The following is a 17,563-nucleotide window of genomic DNA, read 5'->3' on the forward strand; positions in this document are numbered from 1 at the left end:
GGGCGCCAATCCCAGGCAGACTCACACCAAGCGAAGAAACGAGAGCAGCGCTCTCCCACTGACCGGAGGTCACCATGTCGTCATCGCCGTACTACCTCAAGGGCAGCCCGCTCAACGTCCGCCTCAACGGTGTCATCGGCTGGCTGGCCCGGCACGGGTTCAGCCTCATGGGCTCGGCGGAGATGTCCGTACGCGGTCGCAAGAGCGGTCAGATGCAGCGCATCCCGGTCAACCCGCACTCCTACGACGGCGCCCGGTACCTGGTCTCGGCACGCGGGCACTCGCAGTGGGTGCGCAACATGCGGGTCGCGGGGGGCGGGGAGCTGCGGGTCGGGCGCAAGGTGCGCGCGTTCTCCGCGGTGGAGCTTCCCGACGAGGAGAAGCTCCCGATCCTGCGGACCTATCTGGAGAAGTGGGGCTGGGAGGTCAACCAGTACTTCAACGGCGTCACGGCCAAGTCCACGGACGAGGAGATCATCGCAGCGGCGGGCGACCACCCGGTCTTCCGGATCACGGTCGAAGGCTGAGCCCCGAGCCCCGAGAACTGAGGGCCGAGAACTGAGGGCCGAGCCCCGGACCGCAATCCCTGGCCGCCGCAGGACTACTCGCTCTCCTCCGCCCCCGCCACCGGTGTCGGCGTCGCTGCCGAGTCCGGTGTCTGCGCCTGTGCCTGCCGCCGGTCCATGGCGGTCAGCGCCCGCTGGGCCATCGGATGCGTGCGGAAGAGCTCGCCCAGCGTCGTGCGACCGCGCGTGATGTCGGTGAACGCCCGCCAGGCCGGGCGGAAACCGGTGAGGGCCGCGTGGAAGAGTCCGGGCCGCCGCTCGAAGACGGTGAGCAGCCGCTTGCCGACGCTCATCTCCACGCCGAGGCCGGCCTTGATCGCGAAGGCGTAGTTCAGCGCCTGCCTGCGGGTGTCCACCGCGTCGTGCGCCTCGGCGATACGGACCGCCCACTCGCCCGCGAGCCGGCCCGACCGCAGCGCGAAGGAGATGCCCTCGCGGGTCCACGGCTCGAGCAGACCCGCCGCGTCCCCGCACACGAGCACCCGCCCGCGCGAGAGCGGCGAGTCGTCGGCACGGCAGCGGGTCAGATGGCCGGAGGAGATGCTCGGCTCGAACCCGGCGAGGCCGAGTCGCCCGATGAAGTCCTCCAGGTAGCGCTTGGTGGCGGCGCCTTCGCCGCGCGCCGAGATCACACCGACCGTCAGCGTGTCCCCCTTGGGGAACACCCAGCCGTAACTGCCGGGCATCGGACCCCAGTCGATGAGGACACGCCCCTTCCAGTCCTCGGCGACCGTCTCCGGCACCGGGATCTCCGCCTCGAGGCCGAGATCCACCTGGTCGAGCTTCACGCCGACATGCGCGCCTATACGGCTCGCGCTGCCGTCCGCGCCGACCACCGACCGCGCCAGCAGCGTCTCGCCGCCCTGCAGGACGACCGCGACCGTGCGCCGGTCGGGAACGGCCGAGCCGTGCTGCTCGACCCTCTGCACGGTGACGCCCGTGCGCAGCTCGGCGCCCGCCTTCTGGGCGTGCTCGACGAGCTGCTGGTCGAACTCGGGCCGGTTGATCAGCCCGAACAGCATCTGCCGGGAGCGCCGGGTCCGGGTGAAACGCCCGTTGTTCGAGAAGGTCACCGCGTGCACCCGGTCGCGGAAGGGCAGTTCGAAGCCGGGTGGCAGGCAGTCGCGCGAGGGGCCGATGATGCCGCCTCCGCACGTCTTGTAGCGGGGCAGCTCCGCCTTCTCCAGCAAGAGCACACTCCGCCCCGTGACCGCCGCCGCATAGGCGGCCGAAGCCCCCGCGGGCCCCGCGCCCACCACCACGACGTCCCACACACGCATGTCGTCCGTCGAAGAGTTCTCGTCGTCCGCCGAAGAGTTCTCGCTGCTCACGATGGTCTACTGCTCCCGATCAAGCCGCTTGCCGCACCTGTCCCCCGCATCCTACGGCGGAGATCGTCACGGTCCGATGACGGTCCGCTGTGGAAGGATCGGCGGCGTGCGCGACCCCGTCCCAGCAGCGCGTACGCTCGCACGGTCCCTCGAACGGACCAGTGACACCCTGTACAACGTCGCACCCACAAGGAGCGTGCCCATGTCGTCGAATTCGGTCGCCGAGACCGTCGCCTCGCTCATGCCCAGGGCGCGGGTGGAGCTCACCGAGCTGGTGGCCTTCAAGTCGGTGGCGGACTTCGACCAGTTCCCCAGGAGCGAGAGCGAGGCCGCCGCCCGCTGGATCACGGCCGCGCTGCGCGCCGAGGGCTTCCAGGACGTGGCGCTGCTCGACACGCCCGACGGCACCCAGTCGGTGTACGGGTATCTGCCCGGCCCGGCCGGCGCGAAGACCGTCCTGCTCTACGCCCACTACGACGTGCAGCCGCCGCTGGACGAGGCCGCCTGGACCACGCCGCCCTTCGAGCTGACCGAGCGCGACGGCCGCTGGTACGGCCGCGGCAGCGCCGACTGCAAGGGCGGCTTCATCATGCACCTGCTCGCGCTGCGCGCCCTCAAGGCGAACGGCGGCGTCCCGGTCCACGTCAAGGTGATCGTCGAGGGCTCCGAGGAACAGGGCACGGGCGGTCTGGAACGGTACGCCGAGGAGCACCCGGACCTGCTGACGGCCGACACCATCGTGATCGGCGACGCGGGCAACTTCCGTGTCGGACTGCCGACGGTCACCTCCACCCTGCGTGGCATGACCATGATGCGGGTGCGGATCGACACCCTCGAGGGCAACCTGCACTCCGGCCAGTTCGGCGGGGCCGCACCCGACGCGCTGGGCGCGCTGATCCGCGTCCTGGACTCGCTGCGCGCCGAGGACGGCTCGACCACCGTCGACGGCCTCACCGACGACGCCTCGCGCTGGGAGGGCCTCCAGTACGACGAGACGCGGTTCCGCCAGGACGCCAAGGTGCTGGACGGCGTCGAACTGATCGGCTCCGGCACGGTCGCCGACCGTATCTGGGCCCGGCCCGCCGTCACCGTCCTCGGCATCGACTGCCCGCCGGTGGTCGGCGCCACCCCGTCCGTGCAGGCGGGCGCCCGCGCGCTGATCAGCCTGCGGGTACCGCCGGGCGTGGACGCGGCCGAGGCGACGAAGCTGCTCCAGGCCCATCTGGAGGCGCACACGCCGTGGGGCGCGCGCGTGAGCACCGAACAGGTCGGCCAGGGCCAGGCTTTCAGCGCCGACACCACCAGTCCGGCGTACGCGGCGATGGCCGAGGCGATGGCGGTCGCCTACCCCGGTCAGGAGATGCAGTACGCGGGCCAGGGCGGTTCCATCCCCCTGTGCAACACCCTCGCCGCCCTCTACCCGCGCGCGGAGATCCTCCTTATCGGCCTGAGCGAGCCGGAGGCGCAGATCCACGCGGCCAACGAGAGTGTGTCCCCGGAGGAGTTGGAGCGGCTGTCGGTGACGGAGGCCCTGTTCCTGCGCAACTACGCGGCGAGCTGAACTGGGTAGGCCCCTGAGTAGGACCTGAGCAGGACCTAGGTGGGGCACTGCCCCGTCGGGATGCCCGCCTCCAGGTAGAGGGCTGCGCCTCGCTCGCGGGCGCGCAGGGCCCAGCGCAGTCGCTCGTAGCGGACCGGTGGCAGGAGGCCGGCCGCCTCCTCCTCGGTGACGAAGCGCCAGGCCCGCAGTTCAGGGCCGGGCAGCAGCAGTCCCGCGACGGCCGCCGGTTCGAGCCGGCCACCGTCGAAGAGGAGGCGCAGCCCGCCGTAGCCGGGCGGCCTCGGCCGTTCCCAGTCGACGACCAGCAGCCGGGGTGCGTCCGCCAGCCGGATCCCGGTCTCCTCCTCGACCTCGCGCACGCCCGCGCGCGCGGGCGCCTCGCCGGGTTCCACCACTCCGCCCGGGAACTCCCAGCCGGGCTTGTACGTCGGGTCGACGAGCAGCACCCGGTCCTGCTCGTCGAAGAGGAGCACGCCGGCGGCCAGCGTCTCGGCGGTGGGTTCGGGGGTCTGCACGATGTCGCACATGGACACGGCGCCGCTGCCGACGGCCTCGGCGATCCGGGCGGCCGTCTCGTGCGGGGTGAGGGCGCCGTTGTCCACGGGGTGGGCGTCGGCGGTGAGCCAGGAGGCGAGGGCGGCGTGGTACGGCTCGATGTGGTCGTACGACCACTGCCGGATCCGTATCTCGCCGTCCGGGAGGTCCGCGGGGACCTCCCGGTTGGCTATTCGCTCGCGCAGGATCGTTTCCGCCGGAGCGAGGAGGACATGCCGGACCGCGATCCGGCGGGCGGCGAGGCCGCCGAAGATCTCGTCGCGGTACTCCTGGCGCAGCAGGGTCATGGGGACGACGAGGGTGCCGCCCAGTTCGGCGAGCAGCGCGGCCGCCGTGTCGATCACGAGGCGGCGCCAGATCGGCAGATCCTGGAAGTCGCCGACCTCGGCGAGTCTTTTGGGCGGCAGCAGGTACGGGAGTGCCCCGCCGACGACCTCGGGGTCGAAGAGCGTGCTGTTCGGGATCAGGTCGATCAATTCCCGTGCGGTGGTGGTCTTCCCCGCACCGAACGCGCCGTTGATCCAGACGACGGTCACAGTTCCCCCTCTTCTGTTGGCCCCCTGTGGCTTGCCCGCTCCACCCTGCCACGGAAACCAGTTCCAGTTGAGGACACACGAACGACGTGACGCCGGCACCCCTCGCGGTGGGGTACCGGCGCCACGTCGGTCGTTCAGCCGTTCAGCCGTGCCGTTGTTCAGCCGTGCCGTCGTTCAGTCGTTCTGCCCGAGGGCGTTGCCGTCGACGGCCAGGCTGTCGCTGGCGATGGTGTGGTCGAGTGTGCTGAGGGTGTCGCCCACGTTCAGTCCGTCGAGGTCCGCACCGCCCAGGGCGTGCGAGGGGGTGATCGCCGCGACGACGAAGCCGGTGGCGAGGGAGGCGATGGCGAGCATGCTGCGCTTCTTCATGCGCGGATCAACTGCGCGGACGGGCGCGGGGTCACGCGTCGCCCGGCAATCCGCTCGCTGCAGCTCGTTCGGCGTGCAGCCGAGGTTGCGCAGGATCTCTGCGCGGCCGGGCTCTCCCCAGCGCGGATCAGGCCCAGCAGCGTGTGTTCCGTGCCGAGCGAATCGTGGCCGAGGTCGGCCGACGCGCGGCGTGCTGGGCCGGGACCCCACTCCCGGGGCCGCCATCGTGGACAGCCAGAGTGTCCGGGCCAGTGAACTCAGTGGCATGCACGGCTACGACTGCGGCAAGAAGGTCAGCGGCATCGAGCGCCACCTGCTCGTCGACACCGGCGGAAGTGTCCTGGTCACCTGTGTCAGTCCGGCCGGCATCGGCGACCACGATGGCGCCGTGGTGCTGTTCGCCCGGGTTGCCGATACCTTCCCGCGCCTGCGGCACATGTGGGCGGACCAGGGGTGGGGGCACACCGCTGGCGGCGGTGCCCCCGTTCGCTGTGGTCAGGCTTCTCAGACGCCCTCTAGCAGGCGTAGGGGTCCCAGTACCAGGTGCTGATGATGGGGTCGTAGCCAGGGTTGTCGTGCTCGGCGATGTAGTACCGGCCGTCGGTGTACCGCACGACGGTTCCGGCGGTGTAGGGCGTACCGGCCGCCCAGTTCCGCGCGTTGGCACAGGCGCCTCCGCCTCCGCCTCCGCCTCCGCCTCCGCCTCCGCTGCGGACGAACTTCCAGGTGATTCCGTTGAGTACGTCGTCCGTCCCCAGTGCCCGGATCGCCGGCAGGCTGAGGTCGATGTGCTCCGAAGTGCAGCCCATGCACTTGTCCTTGACCGGGACGGTGATCGTCCGGCCGTGGTAGGAGACCTCGACGGAGATGCCCTGGCAGAGCTCGTCGTTGTTGGGGTTGGCGGACGTCCACCACTGATACGACACCGCGACCAGCATTTCGGTGGAGGCGTTGATGGGTGTTCCGCAGGCTCCGAAGCCCGCGTCGTTGTAGTAGGTCGCCTTGCCGGTGCGGGACTGACCGATAGGGATCGCGGCGAAGGCCGCTTCCACGCCGAGCACGGTGAACAGGACCACACTGAGTGCGGCTGTCGCTAAGCGGAGTATTCGTTTCCGGGCGTTCAAAGCTTCCTCCCGTACGTTGGTTGGGCATGGCTTTACCTGATCGGCAAGGCGTCAGCAGTACAGGTTGCCGCCCGGCGTTGTGCCCAAGATCTGGGCAAAGCTCCGGTACTTGTCGATCCTGCTCTGCACCTGCGCCGGGTTGTGCCCGTCGCATTCGAGTGCGCCGTTGATCGAGCGAATGCTCTGGCCGAATCCCGCACCACTGACGATGGCGTTATGGCCGGTGTAAGTGCCCGGCCCGGTCTGGGTGTTCCAGTACCAGAGCCCGGTCTTCCAGGCGACGGCCGCGTTGTTCTGCACGAGGTACGGGTTGTTGAGCAGGTCGATGCCCAGTGCGTCACCGGCTGCCTTGTAGTTGAAGTTCCAGCTCAGCTGGATCGGACCACGGCCGTAGTACGCCGCCTGGCCGGCGGGGCAGCCGTAGGGCTGGTTCCGGTCGCAGTAATTCGGGTAGTGGGATGTGTCCTGCTCCACGATGTGGACCAGGCCGCCCGTCTCATGGCTGACGTTGGCCAGGAAGGCGGCAGCCTCCTGCCTCTTCACCGTGTCGCTGCCCGTGTTGGCGAAACCGGGGTAGGCGCTGAGCGCCGAGACCAGACCGCTGTATGTGTAGAAGGGGTTGCGGCCAGGGAACATCTGGTTGAACTGGGCCTCGCTGACCACGAATCCGGAGCTCGGCGGATCGTCACCGCCGCCGGTGCAGGTGTACGGGTCCCAGTACCAGGTGCTGATGACGGGGTCGTAGCCAGGGTTGTCGTGCTCGGCGATGTAATACCGGCCGTCGCTGTAGCGCACAACGGTTCCGGCGGTGTAGGCCGTACCGGCCGCCCAGTTCGGCGCGGTGGCACAGACGTCGCCTCCGCCTCCGCCGCCGCTGCACGTGTACGAATCCCAGTACCAGGTGCTGACGACGGGGTCGTAGCCAGGGTTGTCGTGCTCGGCGATGTAATACCGGCCGTCGCTGTAGCGCACAACGGTTCCGGCGGTGTAGGCCGTACCGGCCGCCCAGTTGGGGGCGCTGTCACAGATGCCTGCGGCACCGGCCGTGGAGGCCGGTCCGAGCAATATCGTGCCCACGATGGCGAATACAGCCACTAATAAGGCCGTGATGCGTTGTCTTACCACGTTTGCTCCCGAGTGATCGAAGAGTGCGGTTGGTACGTGACACATCGAGCGGTGCCGCGGAGGGCGAGGAAATCCGGCAGGGACCGCGCCGGAAGACGAAAGGCGGCTGCCCCCGCCCAAAGAGATCCAGCCCCGCTAGTTCGGCAGAGTTGTCGAGTCGATGAAGGCGGAAACAGCCGTCTGTGGCTGTTCGCGAGCCGGGCCGTCCAGCGGGTCCCAGTCAGGGGTGTGCCAGACGTTCTGCATGAACGCTCCCGGCTTCTTGGGAATACGAGAACTCGGCCCCCTGTAGTCCCACAGCACGTTCTTGTTTCCGTTGTCGTCGTACGTCCAGAAACTGACGGAGTTCGGCTGCCAGTCGAACATGAACGTATGGAACTTTGTGGCGGAATTGAATCCCGGATTGGGGGTTACACCGGCGGGGCTGTACTCACCCGGCTGGGCCGGTTCGCAGTCGCCGCCCAATTGGACGTTGTAGCAGTTGTACAGGACCTGGCCGCTGCGCATGTCGATCGCGCGGGAGATTTTCCGGACCGCGCCATCGGGGTCGTCGGGGTCGTAGTCCGTCCACAACGTCAGCCAGACGACATTCGGCTGGGCGCAGAGTACCTCGACGTCGATCTCGTCGTTGTCCGGGAGGCCGTTGCCGTTGCTGTCCGAGTGATCGTTGGAGTAGGTGAAGGTACCGGTGACCACACCCACCCGGCCCAATCCGGTGCAGTCCGCTGTCTTGATGCGGGTGCCGTAGGTGCCGTAACGATAGGTGTCCGCATTACTGCTGATCTCCACCCCGTTGCCGGGGCTGGTGCCAGGGCGGGCGTTGAGCCGGAGTTGCAGAGCTCTGCCGTCGCTCGCGCCCGACGCGGACACGATTTGCGTTGTCCCGCCGGGAGCCCCTGTCTGACTGAAGAGAGGCGAACTCCCTGTCCATTGCTCGGTCACCGGAGCGGCGACCGCCGAGCCGCCCATGAACAAGGAGAAGGCGACGGTCGCCGTGGCCACGGGAGCGGCCTGTGCGGCCAATTTGCCGATGTGCCGTTCGCGGGAGGATTTCCATGAGTGACGCATTCTGAACATGGGACCTTCCGTAGGTTTTCTGGCGGCCCCGGAGGGCCGGATATGACTGATGCGGAATTTCCTGCAGCGGTTTCGACAGAGTGGACGCCCGGCTGTTCGGGGCGCTCTCGCCACCGCCAGCCCTGTTCGCGGCCCATTCCCGGCGGTCCGGTACCACTACCAGACCGTCGGACACGGCACCGGGACAGCGGAGAGCAACTCCGCCATGAGGTGGTAACCACCATGCTCGGGACCGCTCGCGGGCCTACCACCACACGGCTGGAGATCTTCAAATGGCTGAGGTTACGGCGGTTGGAAGTCGAGGCCGGTCTTGGCGATGAGGCCGGCGATGAGGCCGGGCCGGTACTGCATCCGTTTGAGCCGGGTCTTCACCAGCGCGGTGAGCTGGTCGAGGCTGTGTTCGGTGAGGTTGGCCAGGGACCGTTTCAGGTGCGACCACACGCCGTCGACCGGGTTGAACTCGGGAGCGCAAGGCGGGAGTTGGTAGAAGGTCAGCCATGATCGGGCGTCGATCAGCTCCCGCATGGTGCGGCTGACGTGCGTGTTCAGATTGTCCCGGACCAGGATGGTCGGGGCCGCCGAGCTGCTGGTGTGCGGCGTAGAGCAGGCGGGCGTAGTCGGTCAGGCGGGCGTCGTCGGTCTCGGTGAAGCGCTTGCGCCGGCCTTTGGCGGGGCCGCGCTCGAGGCGGACACGGTGGATCAGCCGGGACCGGTGGCCGGACCTGGTACAGATCAGCGCCGCCATCGAGACACGTTCGGTGCCCGCGGCGGTGACCCGCACGACGGGCGTGTGGCCTCGTCGGCCCCACGTTCGCCCCTTGGGCGGCCTCAGCCCCTGACCGGACTGGCGTCTGGTTGAAGACGGGCACGGGCAAGCGACGGATACGGCCGTCCGACGTCTCGGAGAAGGGATGCTACGGCGAGTGCAGTTCGTCACCGTCTACAAGCACCATGAACACGCTGTCCGGGCCGTGAGTCGAGTTCATCGCGGACTTTCCCTTCAGTGAGTGCGACGGGTTCCTCCAAGTCGCTAATGTTCCTCACCCCGGAGAACAATCGCATCGGCAGTAACCACCGTTACGGCAACGGGCGTTGACCGGTGGCGCGGAGCCGGTTCAGAGCAGTGTCCCGGCGGTGCACGTCGGCTGACGTTGGGCGTGATGTGCAGCATCTGTCCCGATGAGAGCGGTGGAGCGATTAGTCCGGGAAGACCCGCCACTACCCGCCGGGCACACGTGCATGGGCACCCGCACTCAGGCACTCGTCAGGCACCGACACAGACGCTCGCCCAGCTACCCACACCCGGATCCGCACCCGCCCAGGCATGGTCGCCGACGCCGACGCCGGCACCGGCACCGGCACCCGCCCAGCACCACCCCGCGGCCCCGTCCCCCGCCCCTCGCGCCGCCCACCGCAACGCCCGTAACGGCCGCAACACCGGAACGTTCCTTCAAAGGCGGCCGATCAGACCCCCGCCACCGTAGCCCCCGCCCCCGCCCTCCCCGCCAGCGCGGCCGCAGCCGCCCCCACCAGACCCGCGTCCGTGCCCATCTGTGCGGGCGTGACGGTCAGGCGCTGGACGAAGGACAGCGTCGCGTAGTCGCGGAGGGCCCGGCGCAGGGGGGCGAAGAGCACCTCGCCCGCCTTGCCCACGCCTCCGCCGATCACCGCGATGTCGATCTCGACGAGGGTCGCGGTGGCCGCGATGCCGGCGGCCAGGGCCTGCGCGGCCCGTTCGAAGGAGGCCACGGCGACCGGGTGGCCCGCGCGGGCGGCGGCGGCCACCGCGGCCGCGGACGTGTCGCCGTCGGGGCCGGGCAGCCAGCCGTTCTCCAGCGCCCGCCGGGCGATGTTGGGGCCGCTGGCGATGCGCTCCACACAGCCGCGAGCGCCGCACGGGCACAGGTCGCCGTCGAGCTCGACGCTGATGTGGCCGATGTGACCCGCGTTGCCGGTGGGACCGGGGTGCAGCCGGCCGCCCAGGACCAGGCCGCCGCCGACGCCGGTGGAGACCACCATGCACAGCGCGTTGTCATGGCCGCGGGCGGCGCCCTGCCAGTGTTCGGCCGCCGTGATCGCCACGCCGTCGCCGATCAGCTCGACCGGGAGGTCCCCGGTCGCGGCCCGGACCCGGTGGACGAGCGGAAAGTCCCGCCAGCCGGGCACGTTCACCGGGCTGACCGTGCCCGCGGAGGCGTCCACCGGGCCCGCGCTGCCGATACCGAGGGCGTGCACCCGCTCCCACAGCGGCGACCGCGTCAGCTCGCCCAGCACCTCCTCGACGGCCCGCATCACGGTGTCGCCGTGCTCCTGTGCGGGCGTGGCGCGCTGCGCGCGGGCCAGGATCGTGCCGTCGCCGTCCACCAGCGCCCCGGCGATCTTGGTGCCGCCGATGTCGAGCGCGGCCACGAGGTCGGTGTGCATCTGTCTGGTTTCTCCCGGTCCACCATGGAAAAGAGCTGGCCGGTCCAGCGGTGGGGGACGCGGGCCGGAGATTGCGGTGGACAGTGTCTCCCGCATCTGACAACGTTGTCCAGGCTCTATGCTCGACGCCACATCCTCATACAACCCCTGGGACCCGCGCATCCCGTACGCAACATCCTGTGGACGGCGTGCGGAACCGACCCCGGTGGACGACAGGACAGGACCCAGCACCGTGCCCGAGACGCAGCGCCGGCCCGAGAGCCGCTACGGCAACCGTCCCACCATGAAGGACGTCGCCGCTCGCGCCGGAGTCGGCCTCAAGACGGTCTCGCGCGTGGTGAACGGCGAGCCCGGGGTCACGCCCGAGACGGAACGGCGGGTCCAGGAGTCCATCGACGCGCTGGGGTTCCGCCGCAACGACAGCGCCCGGGTGTTGCGCAAGGGCCGTACGGCCAGCATCGGCCTGGTCCTGGAGGATCTCGCCGACCCGTTCTACGGGCCGCTCAGCCGCGCGGTGGAGGAGGTCGCCCGGGCCCACGGCGCGCTGCTCATCAACGGCTCCAGCGCCGAGGACCCGGACCGCGAGCAGGAGTTGGCCCTGGCGCTGTGCGCACGCCGGGTGGACGGTCTGGTGGTGATCCCGGCCGGTGACGACCACCGCTATCTGGAGCCCGAGATCAAGGCGGGGGTCGCCACGGTCTTCGTCGACCGGCCGGCCGGGCGGATCGACGCCGACTGCGTCCTGTCGGACAACTTCGGCGGCGCCCGCGCGGGCGTGGCCCACCTCGTGGCGCACGGGCACCGCCGGATCGGCTTCATCGGTGACATGCCGCGCATCCACACCGCCGCTGAGCGCCTGCGGGGCTACCGCACGGCGATGGAGGACGCCGGCATACCCGTCGAGGACGCCTGGATGTCGCTGGGGATCACCGATCCGCCGCGGGTGCGCCGGGATGCCGAGCGGATGCTGTCCGGGCCCGCGCCGGTCACGGCGGTCTTCTCGGGCAACAACCGGGTGACGGTCACCGTGATCCGGGTGCTCGCCGAGCAGTCCCGCCCGGTCGCCCTGGTGGCCTTCGACGACCTGGAGCTCGCCGATCTGCTCCAGCCGGGGGTCACGGTGATCGCCCAGGACGCGGCCGCCCTCGGCCGTACCGCTGCCGAGCGGCTGTTCCGGCAGTTGGACGGCACCTTGATCGTTCCCGAGCGCATCGAACTGCCGACCCGGCTCGTCGCCCGCGGCTCGGGCGAGCTGCCGCCGGCGGACTGAGGCGCGCATGGACGACCGTGGCGAGCACCGCACACTGGAGGCGCTGGGTCTGGCCGACGCGCCCCGCGACCGTCCGCTGAGCTATCCCGGCGCCTGGCCGGCCGGGTCCGGGCTGCTCGACGGGGACAGACTGCTGCCGCTGGAGCGTCTGACGCATCCCGGCCGGACTCCCGTGGTGGCCGTCGGCTCCAACGCCAGCCCGGCCCAACTGCGCCACAAGATGGCCGAGTTCGGGATCACCTCGCCCGTCCCGATGGTGCGGGCCCGTGTGACGGGTATCGACGTGGGCGTCTCGGCGCATGTCAGCCGTCTCGGCTACGTGTCCGCGTCCCCGGTCAACGCCCCCGCCGTCACCCGGGAGTTGTTCGTGATCTGGCTGGACGCGGAACAACTCGCCGTGGTCGACGCGACGGAGCCGAACTACGACCGCGTCCTGCTGCCCGCGCCGGACTTCCGGATCGAGCTGGAGAACGGCGAGGCGCTCCTCGACGCGTTCGCGTACGTGAACCATCACGGCGTGCTGCACAACGGCGCCGGGGTTCCGCGCAGCCATCCCGGGCAGCGCGCCCTGATCACCGAACTCCTCGCGGGATCACCGGCGTTGCGGCACCTGTTCGGGGTGACCCCGGAGGAGTTCTGTGCCCGCGCCCGGGCCGACGCGCGGCTGTGCGAGCGGGGCACCCGGCTGTTCGCGGAGGAGAAGCTGGTGACCGGTTCCGGTCTGGAGCATCTGCGCGTCCGTTAGGGTGTTCGGACGGCATCGCGTGTCGGTCACCGACCAGGTGAGGCATGGAGGTGCCCGTGAGTTTGCCTTACGGAGGCATTCCACACATGTCAGTCGAGCTGAACCACACCATCGTCCACTCCCGCGACAACCGGGAGTCCGCCGAGTTCCTCGCCCGCATCCTGGGACTCGAAGTCGGGGCCGAGTGGGGCCCGTTCGTCCCGGTCGACACGAGCAACAAGGTCACCCTGGACTTCGTCACGATCCCGGCGGAGTCGATCGTCACGCAGCACTACGCGTTCCTCGTCTCGGACGAGGAGTTCGGCGCGGCCCTCGACCGGATCAAGCAGGCGGGGATCACGTACTTCGCGGATCCGCAGGGCAGGCAGCCCGGTGAGATCAACCACCACCACGGCGGCCGGGGCCTGTACTTCATGGATCCCGCGGGGCACGGCATGGAGATCATCACGACCCCGTACACGTTCCCCGCGCAGTAGTCACAGCAGTCGTCAGTTGAGGACCGGTGACCGGTCGGAGCGGGACTCCCCGACCGGTCGCCGACCTCTCGCGCCCTACGGCGCGGAGACCGTCAGATCGCCGCGGCGCGGGGCCGCGAAGCCCTCCAGGGCCACCCGGGTCAGGCCGGTCGCGCCGGTGACCTCGGTGAGGTCGAGGGCGCCGCAGTCCAGGCCGCGCAGCAGGTAGCCGCTGAGGGCCTTGGCGGTCGCCGGTTCGTCCATCACGTCGCCGCCGGTCCGGTTGGCGTACCGGGACAGGCGCTCGGCGGCCTGGGCGAAGCCCTCGCGGTAGAAGGCGAAGACGGCCGCGTAGCGGGTGGGGATGTGGCCGGGGTGCATGTCCCAGCCCTGGTAGTAGGCGCGGGCCAGGGCGCGGCGGGTGAGGCCGTAGTGCAGCCGCCAGGCGTCGTGGACCTGCGCGGTCGGGCCGACCGGCAGCACGTTCGTGGAGCCGTCCGAGACGCGGACGCCGGTGCCGGCCGCCGCGACCTGCATGACCGCCTTGGCGTGGTCGGCGGCCGGGTGGTCGCTGGCCTGGTAGGCGGCGGAGACGCCGAGACAGGCGCTGTAGTCGAAGGTGCCGTAGTGCAGGCCGGTGGCGCGGCCCTCGGCCGCCTGGATCATGCGGGCGACCGTCGCGGTGCCGTCGGTGGCCAGGATGGACTGGCTGGTCTCGATCTGGATCTCGAAGCCGAGCCGCCCGGCCTCGAGCCCGCGCGCCTTCTCGAAGGCCTCCAGGAGCCTGACCATGGCGGTGACCTGCTCGGGGTAGGTCACCTTGGGGAGGGTGAGGACCAGGCCGTCGGGCAGGCCGCCGGCCTCCATCAGGCCGGTGAGGAAGACGTCGAGGGTGCGGATGCCCCGGTCGCGTACGGCGGCCTCCATGCACTTCATGCGGATGCCCATGTACGGGGCCGCGGTGCCCTTGGCGTACGCCTCGGCGATCAGCCGGGCCGCCCGGGCGGCCGTCTCGTCCTCCTCGGCGTCCGGGCGGGGGCCGTAGCCGTCCTCGAAGTCGACGCGGAGGTCCTCGATGGGCTCGCGCTCCAGTTTGGCCCGCACGCGCGCGTACACGGGCTCGGCGAGGTCGTCCGACAGGCCGAGGCAGGCCGCGAAGGACGCGGCGTCCGGGGCGTGCTCGTCGAGGGCGGCGAGGGCCCGGTCGCCCCAGTGGCGGACCGTGGTGGCCGCGAAGGCGTCACCGGGGACGTAGACGGTGTGGACGGGCTGACGGGTGCCGGGGTCCCCGGGGTAGCGGCGGTCGAGTTCGGCGTCGACCGGGACGAGGGAAGCGCTGATCTCCTCGCTGACGGCGCCCGCGAGGCTCGTCGCCACCGTCTCCTGCTGGCCCTGACCCATGCCACATCCTCCAGGTTTCCGCTTGCCGGAATACATTATCCGCAGAATGAAGTTATCCGGGGATCTTCCGGCTGGTCAACACCCTGTCCACGGCGTGGTCCCCTCGCGTTCACCGCCGCACCCACGCCCTCTTCCGCACAACGGTTCACCCCTTCATCCTTGCTCACGGGACGAGGGGGAACACATGACGGGCAGCGGTGGGCCGACCCGGCGGGCTGGACTGAGAACGATGGTGGCCGCCATGGTCGCCGTACCCCTCCTCGGCACGGCCGGGGCCTCCTCCGCCGCCCGGCACAAGAGCGAACCGTCCAGGGCACTCCTGCGCGCGCCCGTGCCGCCGCTGGAGGTCATGACGTTCAACCTCCGTTACGCGTCCACCCAGGAGCCCAACAGCTGGGCGGACCGCCGTCCGGTGACGCGCGCGCTGTTACGCCGGGCGGCCCCGCACGTCATCGGCACCCAGGAGGGCCTGCCGCCGCAGTTGCGGGACATCGAGGCCGACCTCGGGCCGCACTACGACTGGATCGGCACGGGCCGCGGCGGCGACGAGGAGTCGATGGCCGTCTTCTACGACACGCGACGGCTCGCCCCCGCCGAGTACGGGCACTTCTGGCTCTCCGCCACGCCCGAGGTGCGCGGCTCCAACACCTGGGGCGGGGGTCACCCCCGCATGGTCACCTGGGTCCGCTTCCGTGATCTGCGGGCGCGGGGGCGGGAGTTCCACGTCCTCAACACCCATCTCGACAACGCCAGCCAGTACGCGCGCGTGCGTTCCGCCGACCTGATCGCCGAGCGGCTCGCCGGCTTCGACCGCTCCCTGCCGCTGCTGCTGACCGGCGACTTCAACGTCGTCGCCCACGACAATCCGGTCTACGACACCCTGCTCGGCGCCGGACTCGTCGACACCTGGGACGCGGCACGCGCGCGTGGCGGGGCGTACGCGACGTTCCACGGGTACAAGGCGCTCACGCCGGGCGGGGACCGCATCGACTGGATCCTGGCCACGCCGGGCGTCACGGTCCACCGGGAGTGGACCGACACGTTCACCGTGGACGGCCAGTATCCGAGCGACCATCTGCCGGTGCAGGCCTCCCTGAGCCTGGGATGAGCCCGGAACACGGGCCCGGAACGGCCGAGGCCCCCGTGACCGGGCGGTCACAGGGGCCTCGGGCAGTCGTGGGACTGCCGGGTGATCAGCCCTTGCGGGTGTTGATCTCCTCGGTGAGCTGCGGGACGACGTCGAAGAGGTCGCCGACCACGCCGTAGTCGACCAGGTCGAAGATCGGGGCCTCGGCGTCCTTGTTGACGGCCACGATGGTCTTCGAGGTCTGCATGCCGGCGCGGTGCTGGATCGCGCCCGAGATGCCGTTGGCGATGTAGAGCTGCGGCGACACGGACTTGCCGGTCTGGCCGACCTGGTTGGTGTGCGGGTACCAGCCGGCGTCCACAGCGGCGCGGGAGGCGCCGACGGCCGCGCCGAGGGAGTCGGCGAGGGCCTCGATGATCGCGAAGTTCTCCGCGCCGTTGACGCCCCGGCCGCCGGAGACCACGATCGCGGCCTCGGTCAGCTCCGGACGCCCGGTCGACTGACGCGGCGTGCGGCCGGTGACCTTGGTGCCGGTGGCCTGCGCGGAGAAGGTCACCGCGAGGGCCTCGACCGCGCCGGCGGCCGGGGCGGCCTCGACGGCGGCGCTGTTGGGCTTGACGGTGATGACCGGGGTGCCCTTGGAGACACGGGTCTTGGTGGTGAAGGACGCGGCGAACACCGACTGGGTGGCCACCGGGCCCTCGTCGCCGGCCTCGAGGTCGACGGCGTCGGTGATGATGCCGGACCCGATGCGCAGCGCGAGGCGGGCGGCGATCTCCTTGCCCTCCGCGGAGGACGGGACGAGGACGGCGGCCGGGGACACGGCGGCGACGGCGGCCTGCAGCGCGTCCACCTTCGGTACGACGAGGTAGTCGGCGTACTCGGACGCGTCGTGCGTCAGCACCTTCACGGCGCCGTGCTCGGCGAGCGCGGCGGCGGTGTTCTCGGCGCCCGGGCCGAGGGCGACGGCGACCGGCTCGCCGATGCGGCGGGCCAGCGTCAGCAGCTCCAGGGTGGGCTTGCGGACGGCGCCGTCCACGTGGTCGACATAGACGAGGACTTCAGCCATGGGATTTGCTCTCCTGCGAAACGAAGTTGAGGGGCGGTCGGCGAGGGGCCTTTAGATGAACTTCTGGCCCGCGAGGAACTCGGCGAGCTGCTTGCCGCCCTCGCCCTCGTCCTTGACGATCGTGCCCGCGGTGCGGGCCGGACGCTCGGTCGCGGAGTCGACCGCGGTCCAGGCGCCCTCCAGGCCGACCTCCTCGGCCTCCAGGTCCAGGTCGGAGAGGTCCCAGGACTGAACCGGCTTCTTCTTGGCGGCCATGATGCCCTTGAAGGACGGGTAACGCGCCTCGCCCGACTGGTCGGTGACCGACACGACGGCCGGCAGGGCGGCCTCGAGCTGCTCGGAGGCGGCGTCGCCGTCACGGCGGCCCTTGACGGTGCCGTCCTCGACGGAGACCTCGGAGAGCAGGGTGACCTGCGGGACGCCCAGGCGCTCGGCCAGCAGGGCCGGGACGATGCCGGCGGTGCCGTCGGTGGAGGCCATGCCGGAGATGACCAGGTCGTAGCCGGCCTTCTCGATGGCCTTGGCCAGCACCAGGGAGGTGCCGATGGCGTCGGTGCCGTGCAGGTCGTCGTCCTCGACGTGGATCGCCTTGTCGGCGCCCATGGAGAGGGCCTTGCGGAGCGCGTCCTTGGCGTCCTCGGGGCCCACCGTCAGGACGGTGATCTCCACGTCGTCGTCGGAGTTCTCGGAGATCTGCAGCGCCTGCTCGACCGCGTACTCGTCGAGCTCGGAGAGCAGACCGTCCACGTCGTCCCGGTCGACGGTCAGGTCATCGGCGAAGTGCCGGTCGCCAGTGGCGTCGGGCACAAACTTCACAGTGACAACGATCCTCAAGCTCACGCCGGCTCTCCTACTGCATCGTCAGTTC

At 70.4% G+C, this 17,563-nt stretch carries 16 protein-coding genes and 4 pseudogenes; 7 read left to right on the forward strand and 13 right to left on the reverse strand.

The window, feature by feature from the left end; translation table 11 throughout:
* Window positions 1–74 precede the first annotated feature (74 nt).
* Window positions 75–527 carry a nitroreductase/quinone reductase family protein gene (locus OG352_RS03035; RefSeq protein WP_329214041.1) on the forward strand — a complete coding sequence of 151 codons (453 nt, stop codon included), beginning with the start codon at window positions 75–77 and terminating at the stop codon, window positions 525–527.
* A 74-nt stretch (window positions 528–601) separates the two neighbouring features.
* Here the strand turns inward: OG352_RS03035 and OG352_RS03040 are convergent, their stop codons facing one another.
* Window positions 602–1,897 carry a geranylgeranyl reductase family protein gene (locus OG352_RS03040; protein ID WP_329214042.1) on the reverse strand — a complete coding sequence of 432 codons (1,296 nt, stop codon included), beginning with the start codon at window positions 1,895–1,897 and terminating at the stop codon, window positions 602–604.
* Window positions 1,898–2,099: 202 nt separating this feature from the next.
* On the opposite strand from OG352_RS03040, the gene OG352_RS03045 reads away from it, so the two are divergent.
* Window positions 2,100–3,458, forward strand: a complete 1,359-nt coding sequence (locus OG352_RS03045; RefSeq protein ID WP_329214044.1) for a dipeptidase — start codon at window positions 2,100–2,102, stop codon at window positions 3,456–3,458.
* 35 nt (window positions 3,459–3,493) lie between these two features.
* On the opposite strand, the gene OG352_RS03050 is transcribed toward OG352_RS03045, so the two are convergent.
* The 3 genes and pseudogenes from OG352_RS03050 to OG352_RS39875 all read right to left on the reverse strand — a co-directional run.
* Entirely contained in the window at window positions 3,494–4,549 is a 1,056-nt protein-coding gene (locus OG352_RS03050; protein ID WP_329214046.1) for an NUDIX hydrolase, read from the reverse strand.
* A 174-nt stretch (window positions 4,550–4,723) separates the two neighbouring features.
* A complete protein-coding gene (locus OG352_RS03055; RefSeq protein WP_329214048.1) occupies window positions 4,724–4,918 on the reverse strand; it encodes a hypothetical protein in 195 nt (64 codons plus the stop codon).
* Window positions 4,915–5,094 (reverse strand): annotated as a pseudogene (locus tag OG352_RS39875) (hypothetical protein); the annotation flags it as partial. The pseudogene OG352_RS39875 and the gene OG352_RS03055, both read right to left, overlap by 4 nt.
* 50 nt (window positions 5,095–5,144) lie before the next feature.
* Here OG352_RS39875 and OG352_RS39880 point away from each other — a divergent pair.
* The gene (locus OG352_RS39880; protein WP_443072137.1) at window positions 5,145–5,468 is read left to right on the forward strand and encodes a transposase; all 324 of its coding nucleotides are present in this window, start codon (window positions 5,145–5,147) and stop codon (window positions 5,466–5,468) included.
* Here OG352_RS39880 and OG352_RS39885 read toward each other — a convergent pair.
* The 6 genes and pseudogenes from OG352_RS39885 to OG352_RS03080 all read right to left on the reverse strand — a co-directional run.
* Window positions 5,437–5,568, reverse strand: a pseudogene (locus OG352_RS39885) (chitinase); the annotation flags it as partial. The gene OG352_RS39880 and the pseudogene OG352_RS39885 sit on opposite strands and share 32 nt — an antisense overlap.
* A 105-nt stretch (window positions 5,569–5,673) precedes the next feature.
* Window positions 5,674–6,042 (reverse strand): annotated as a pseudogene (locus tag OG352_RS39890) (cysteine/serine endopeptidase inhibitor); the annotation flags it as partial.
* A 51-nt stretch (window positions 6,043–6,093) separates the two neighbouring features.
* A complete protein-coding gene (locus OG352_RS03065; RefSeq protein ID WP_329214052.1) occupies window positions 6,094–7,119 on the reverse strand; it encodes a glycoside hydrolase family 19 protein in 1,026 nt (341 codons plus the stop codon).
* Window positions 7,120–7,302: 183 nt separating this feature from the next.
* Window positions 7,303–8,244: a glycoside hydrolase family 16 protein gene (locus OG352_RS03070; protein ID WP_329214054.1), complete on the reverse strand. Its 942-nt coding sequence runs from the start codon at window positions 8,242–8,244 to the stop codon at window positions 7,303–7,305.
* Window positions 8,245–8,526: 282 nt separating this feature from the next.
* Window positions 8,527–9,091: pseudogene (locus tag OG352_RS39895) on the reverse strand (transposase); the annotation flags it as partial.
* A gap of 617 nt (window positions 9,092–9,708) precedes the next feature.
* Entirely contained in the window at window positions 9,709–10,668 is a 960-nt protein-coding gene (locus OG352_RS03080) for an ROK family protein (RefSeq protein ID WP_329214059.1), read from the reverse strand.
* A gap of 232 nt (window positions 10,669–10,900) precedes the next feature.
* Here OG352_RS03080 and OG352_RS03085 point away from each other — a divergent pair, with 232 nt between their 5' ends.
* The 3 genes from OG352_RS03085 to OG352_RS03095 all read left to right on the forward strand — a co-directional run bounded on the left by OG352_RS03085 (window position 10,901) and on the right by OG352_RS03095 (window position 13,159).
* Window positions 10,901–11,938, forward strand: coding sequence for a LacI family DNA-binding transcriptional regulator (locus tag OG352_RS03085; RefSeq protein WP_329214061.1), 1,038 nt, complete (start codon window positions 10,901–10,903; stop codon window positions 11,936–11,938).
* A 7-nt stretch (window positions 11,939–11,945) separates the two neighbouring features.
* Window positions 11,946–12,683: a hypothetical protein gene (locus tag OG352_RS03090; protein WP_329214063.1), complete on the forward strand. Its 738-nt coding sequence runs from the start codon at window positions 11,946–11,948 to the stop codon at window positions 12,681–12,683.
* Window positions 12,684–12,769: 86 nt separating this feature from the next.
* Window positions 12,770–13,159 (forward strand): VOC family protein, encoded by a 390-nt coding sequence (locus OG352_RS03095; RefSeq protein WP_329214065.1) that lies wholly within the window; start codon window positions 12,770–12,772, stop codon window positions 13,157–13,159.
* A gap of 75 nt (window positions 13,160–13,234) precedes the next feature.
* On the opposite strand, the gene OG352_RS03100 is transcribed toward OG352_RS03095, so the two are convergent.
* Entirely contained in the window at window positions 13,235–14,539 is a 1,305-nt protein-coding gene (locus OG352_RS03100; protein ID WP_329214067.1) for a DUF6986 family protein, read from the reverse strand.
* 184 nt (window positions 14,540–14,723) lie between these two features.
* On the opposite strand from OG352_RS03100, the gene OG352_RS03105 reads away from it, so the two are divergent.
* Window positions 14,724–15,647, forward strand: coding sequence for an endonuclease/exonuclease/phosphatase family protein (locus tag OG352_RS03105; RefSeq protein ID WP_329214069.1), 924 nt, complete (start codon window positions 14,724–14,726; stop codon window positions 15,645–15,647).
* Window positions 15,648–15,732: 85 nt separating this feature from the next.
* Here the strand turns inward: OG352_RS03105 and OG352_RS03110 are convergent, their stop codons facing one another.
* Complete coding sequence (locus OG352_RS03110) at window positions 15,733–16,695, reverse strand: electron transfer flavoprotein subunit alpha/FixB family protein (RefSeq protein WP_329214071.1); 963 nt, start codon at window positions 16,693–16,695, stop codon at window positions 15,733–15,735.
* A gap of 51 nt (window positions 16,696–16,746) precedes the next feature.
* Complete coding sequence (locus OG352_RS03115; protein WP_093777933.1) at window positions 16,747–17,535, reverse strand: electron transfer flavoprotein subunit beta/FixA family protein; 789 nt, start codon at window positions 17,533–17,535, stop codon at window positions 16,747–16,749.
* Window positions 17,536–17,563 lie beyond the last annotated feature (28 nt).

This window comes from Streptomyces sp. NBC_01485 (assembly GCF_036227125.1).
GTDB lineage: Bacteria > Actinomycetota > Actinomycetes > Streptomycetales > Streptomycetaceae > Streptomyces.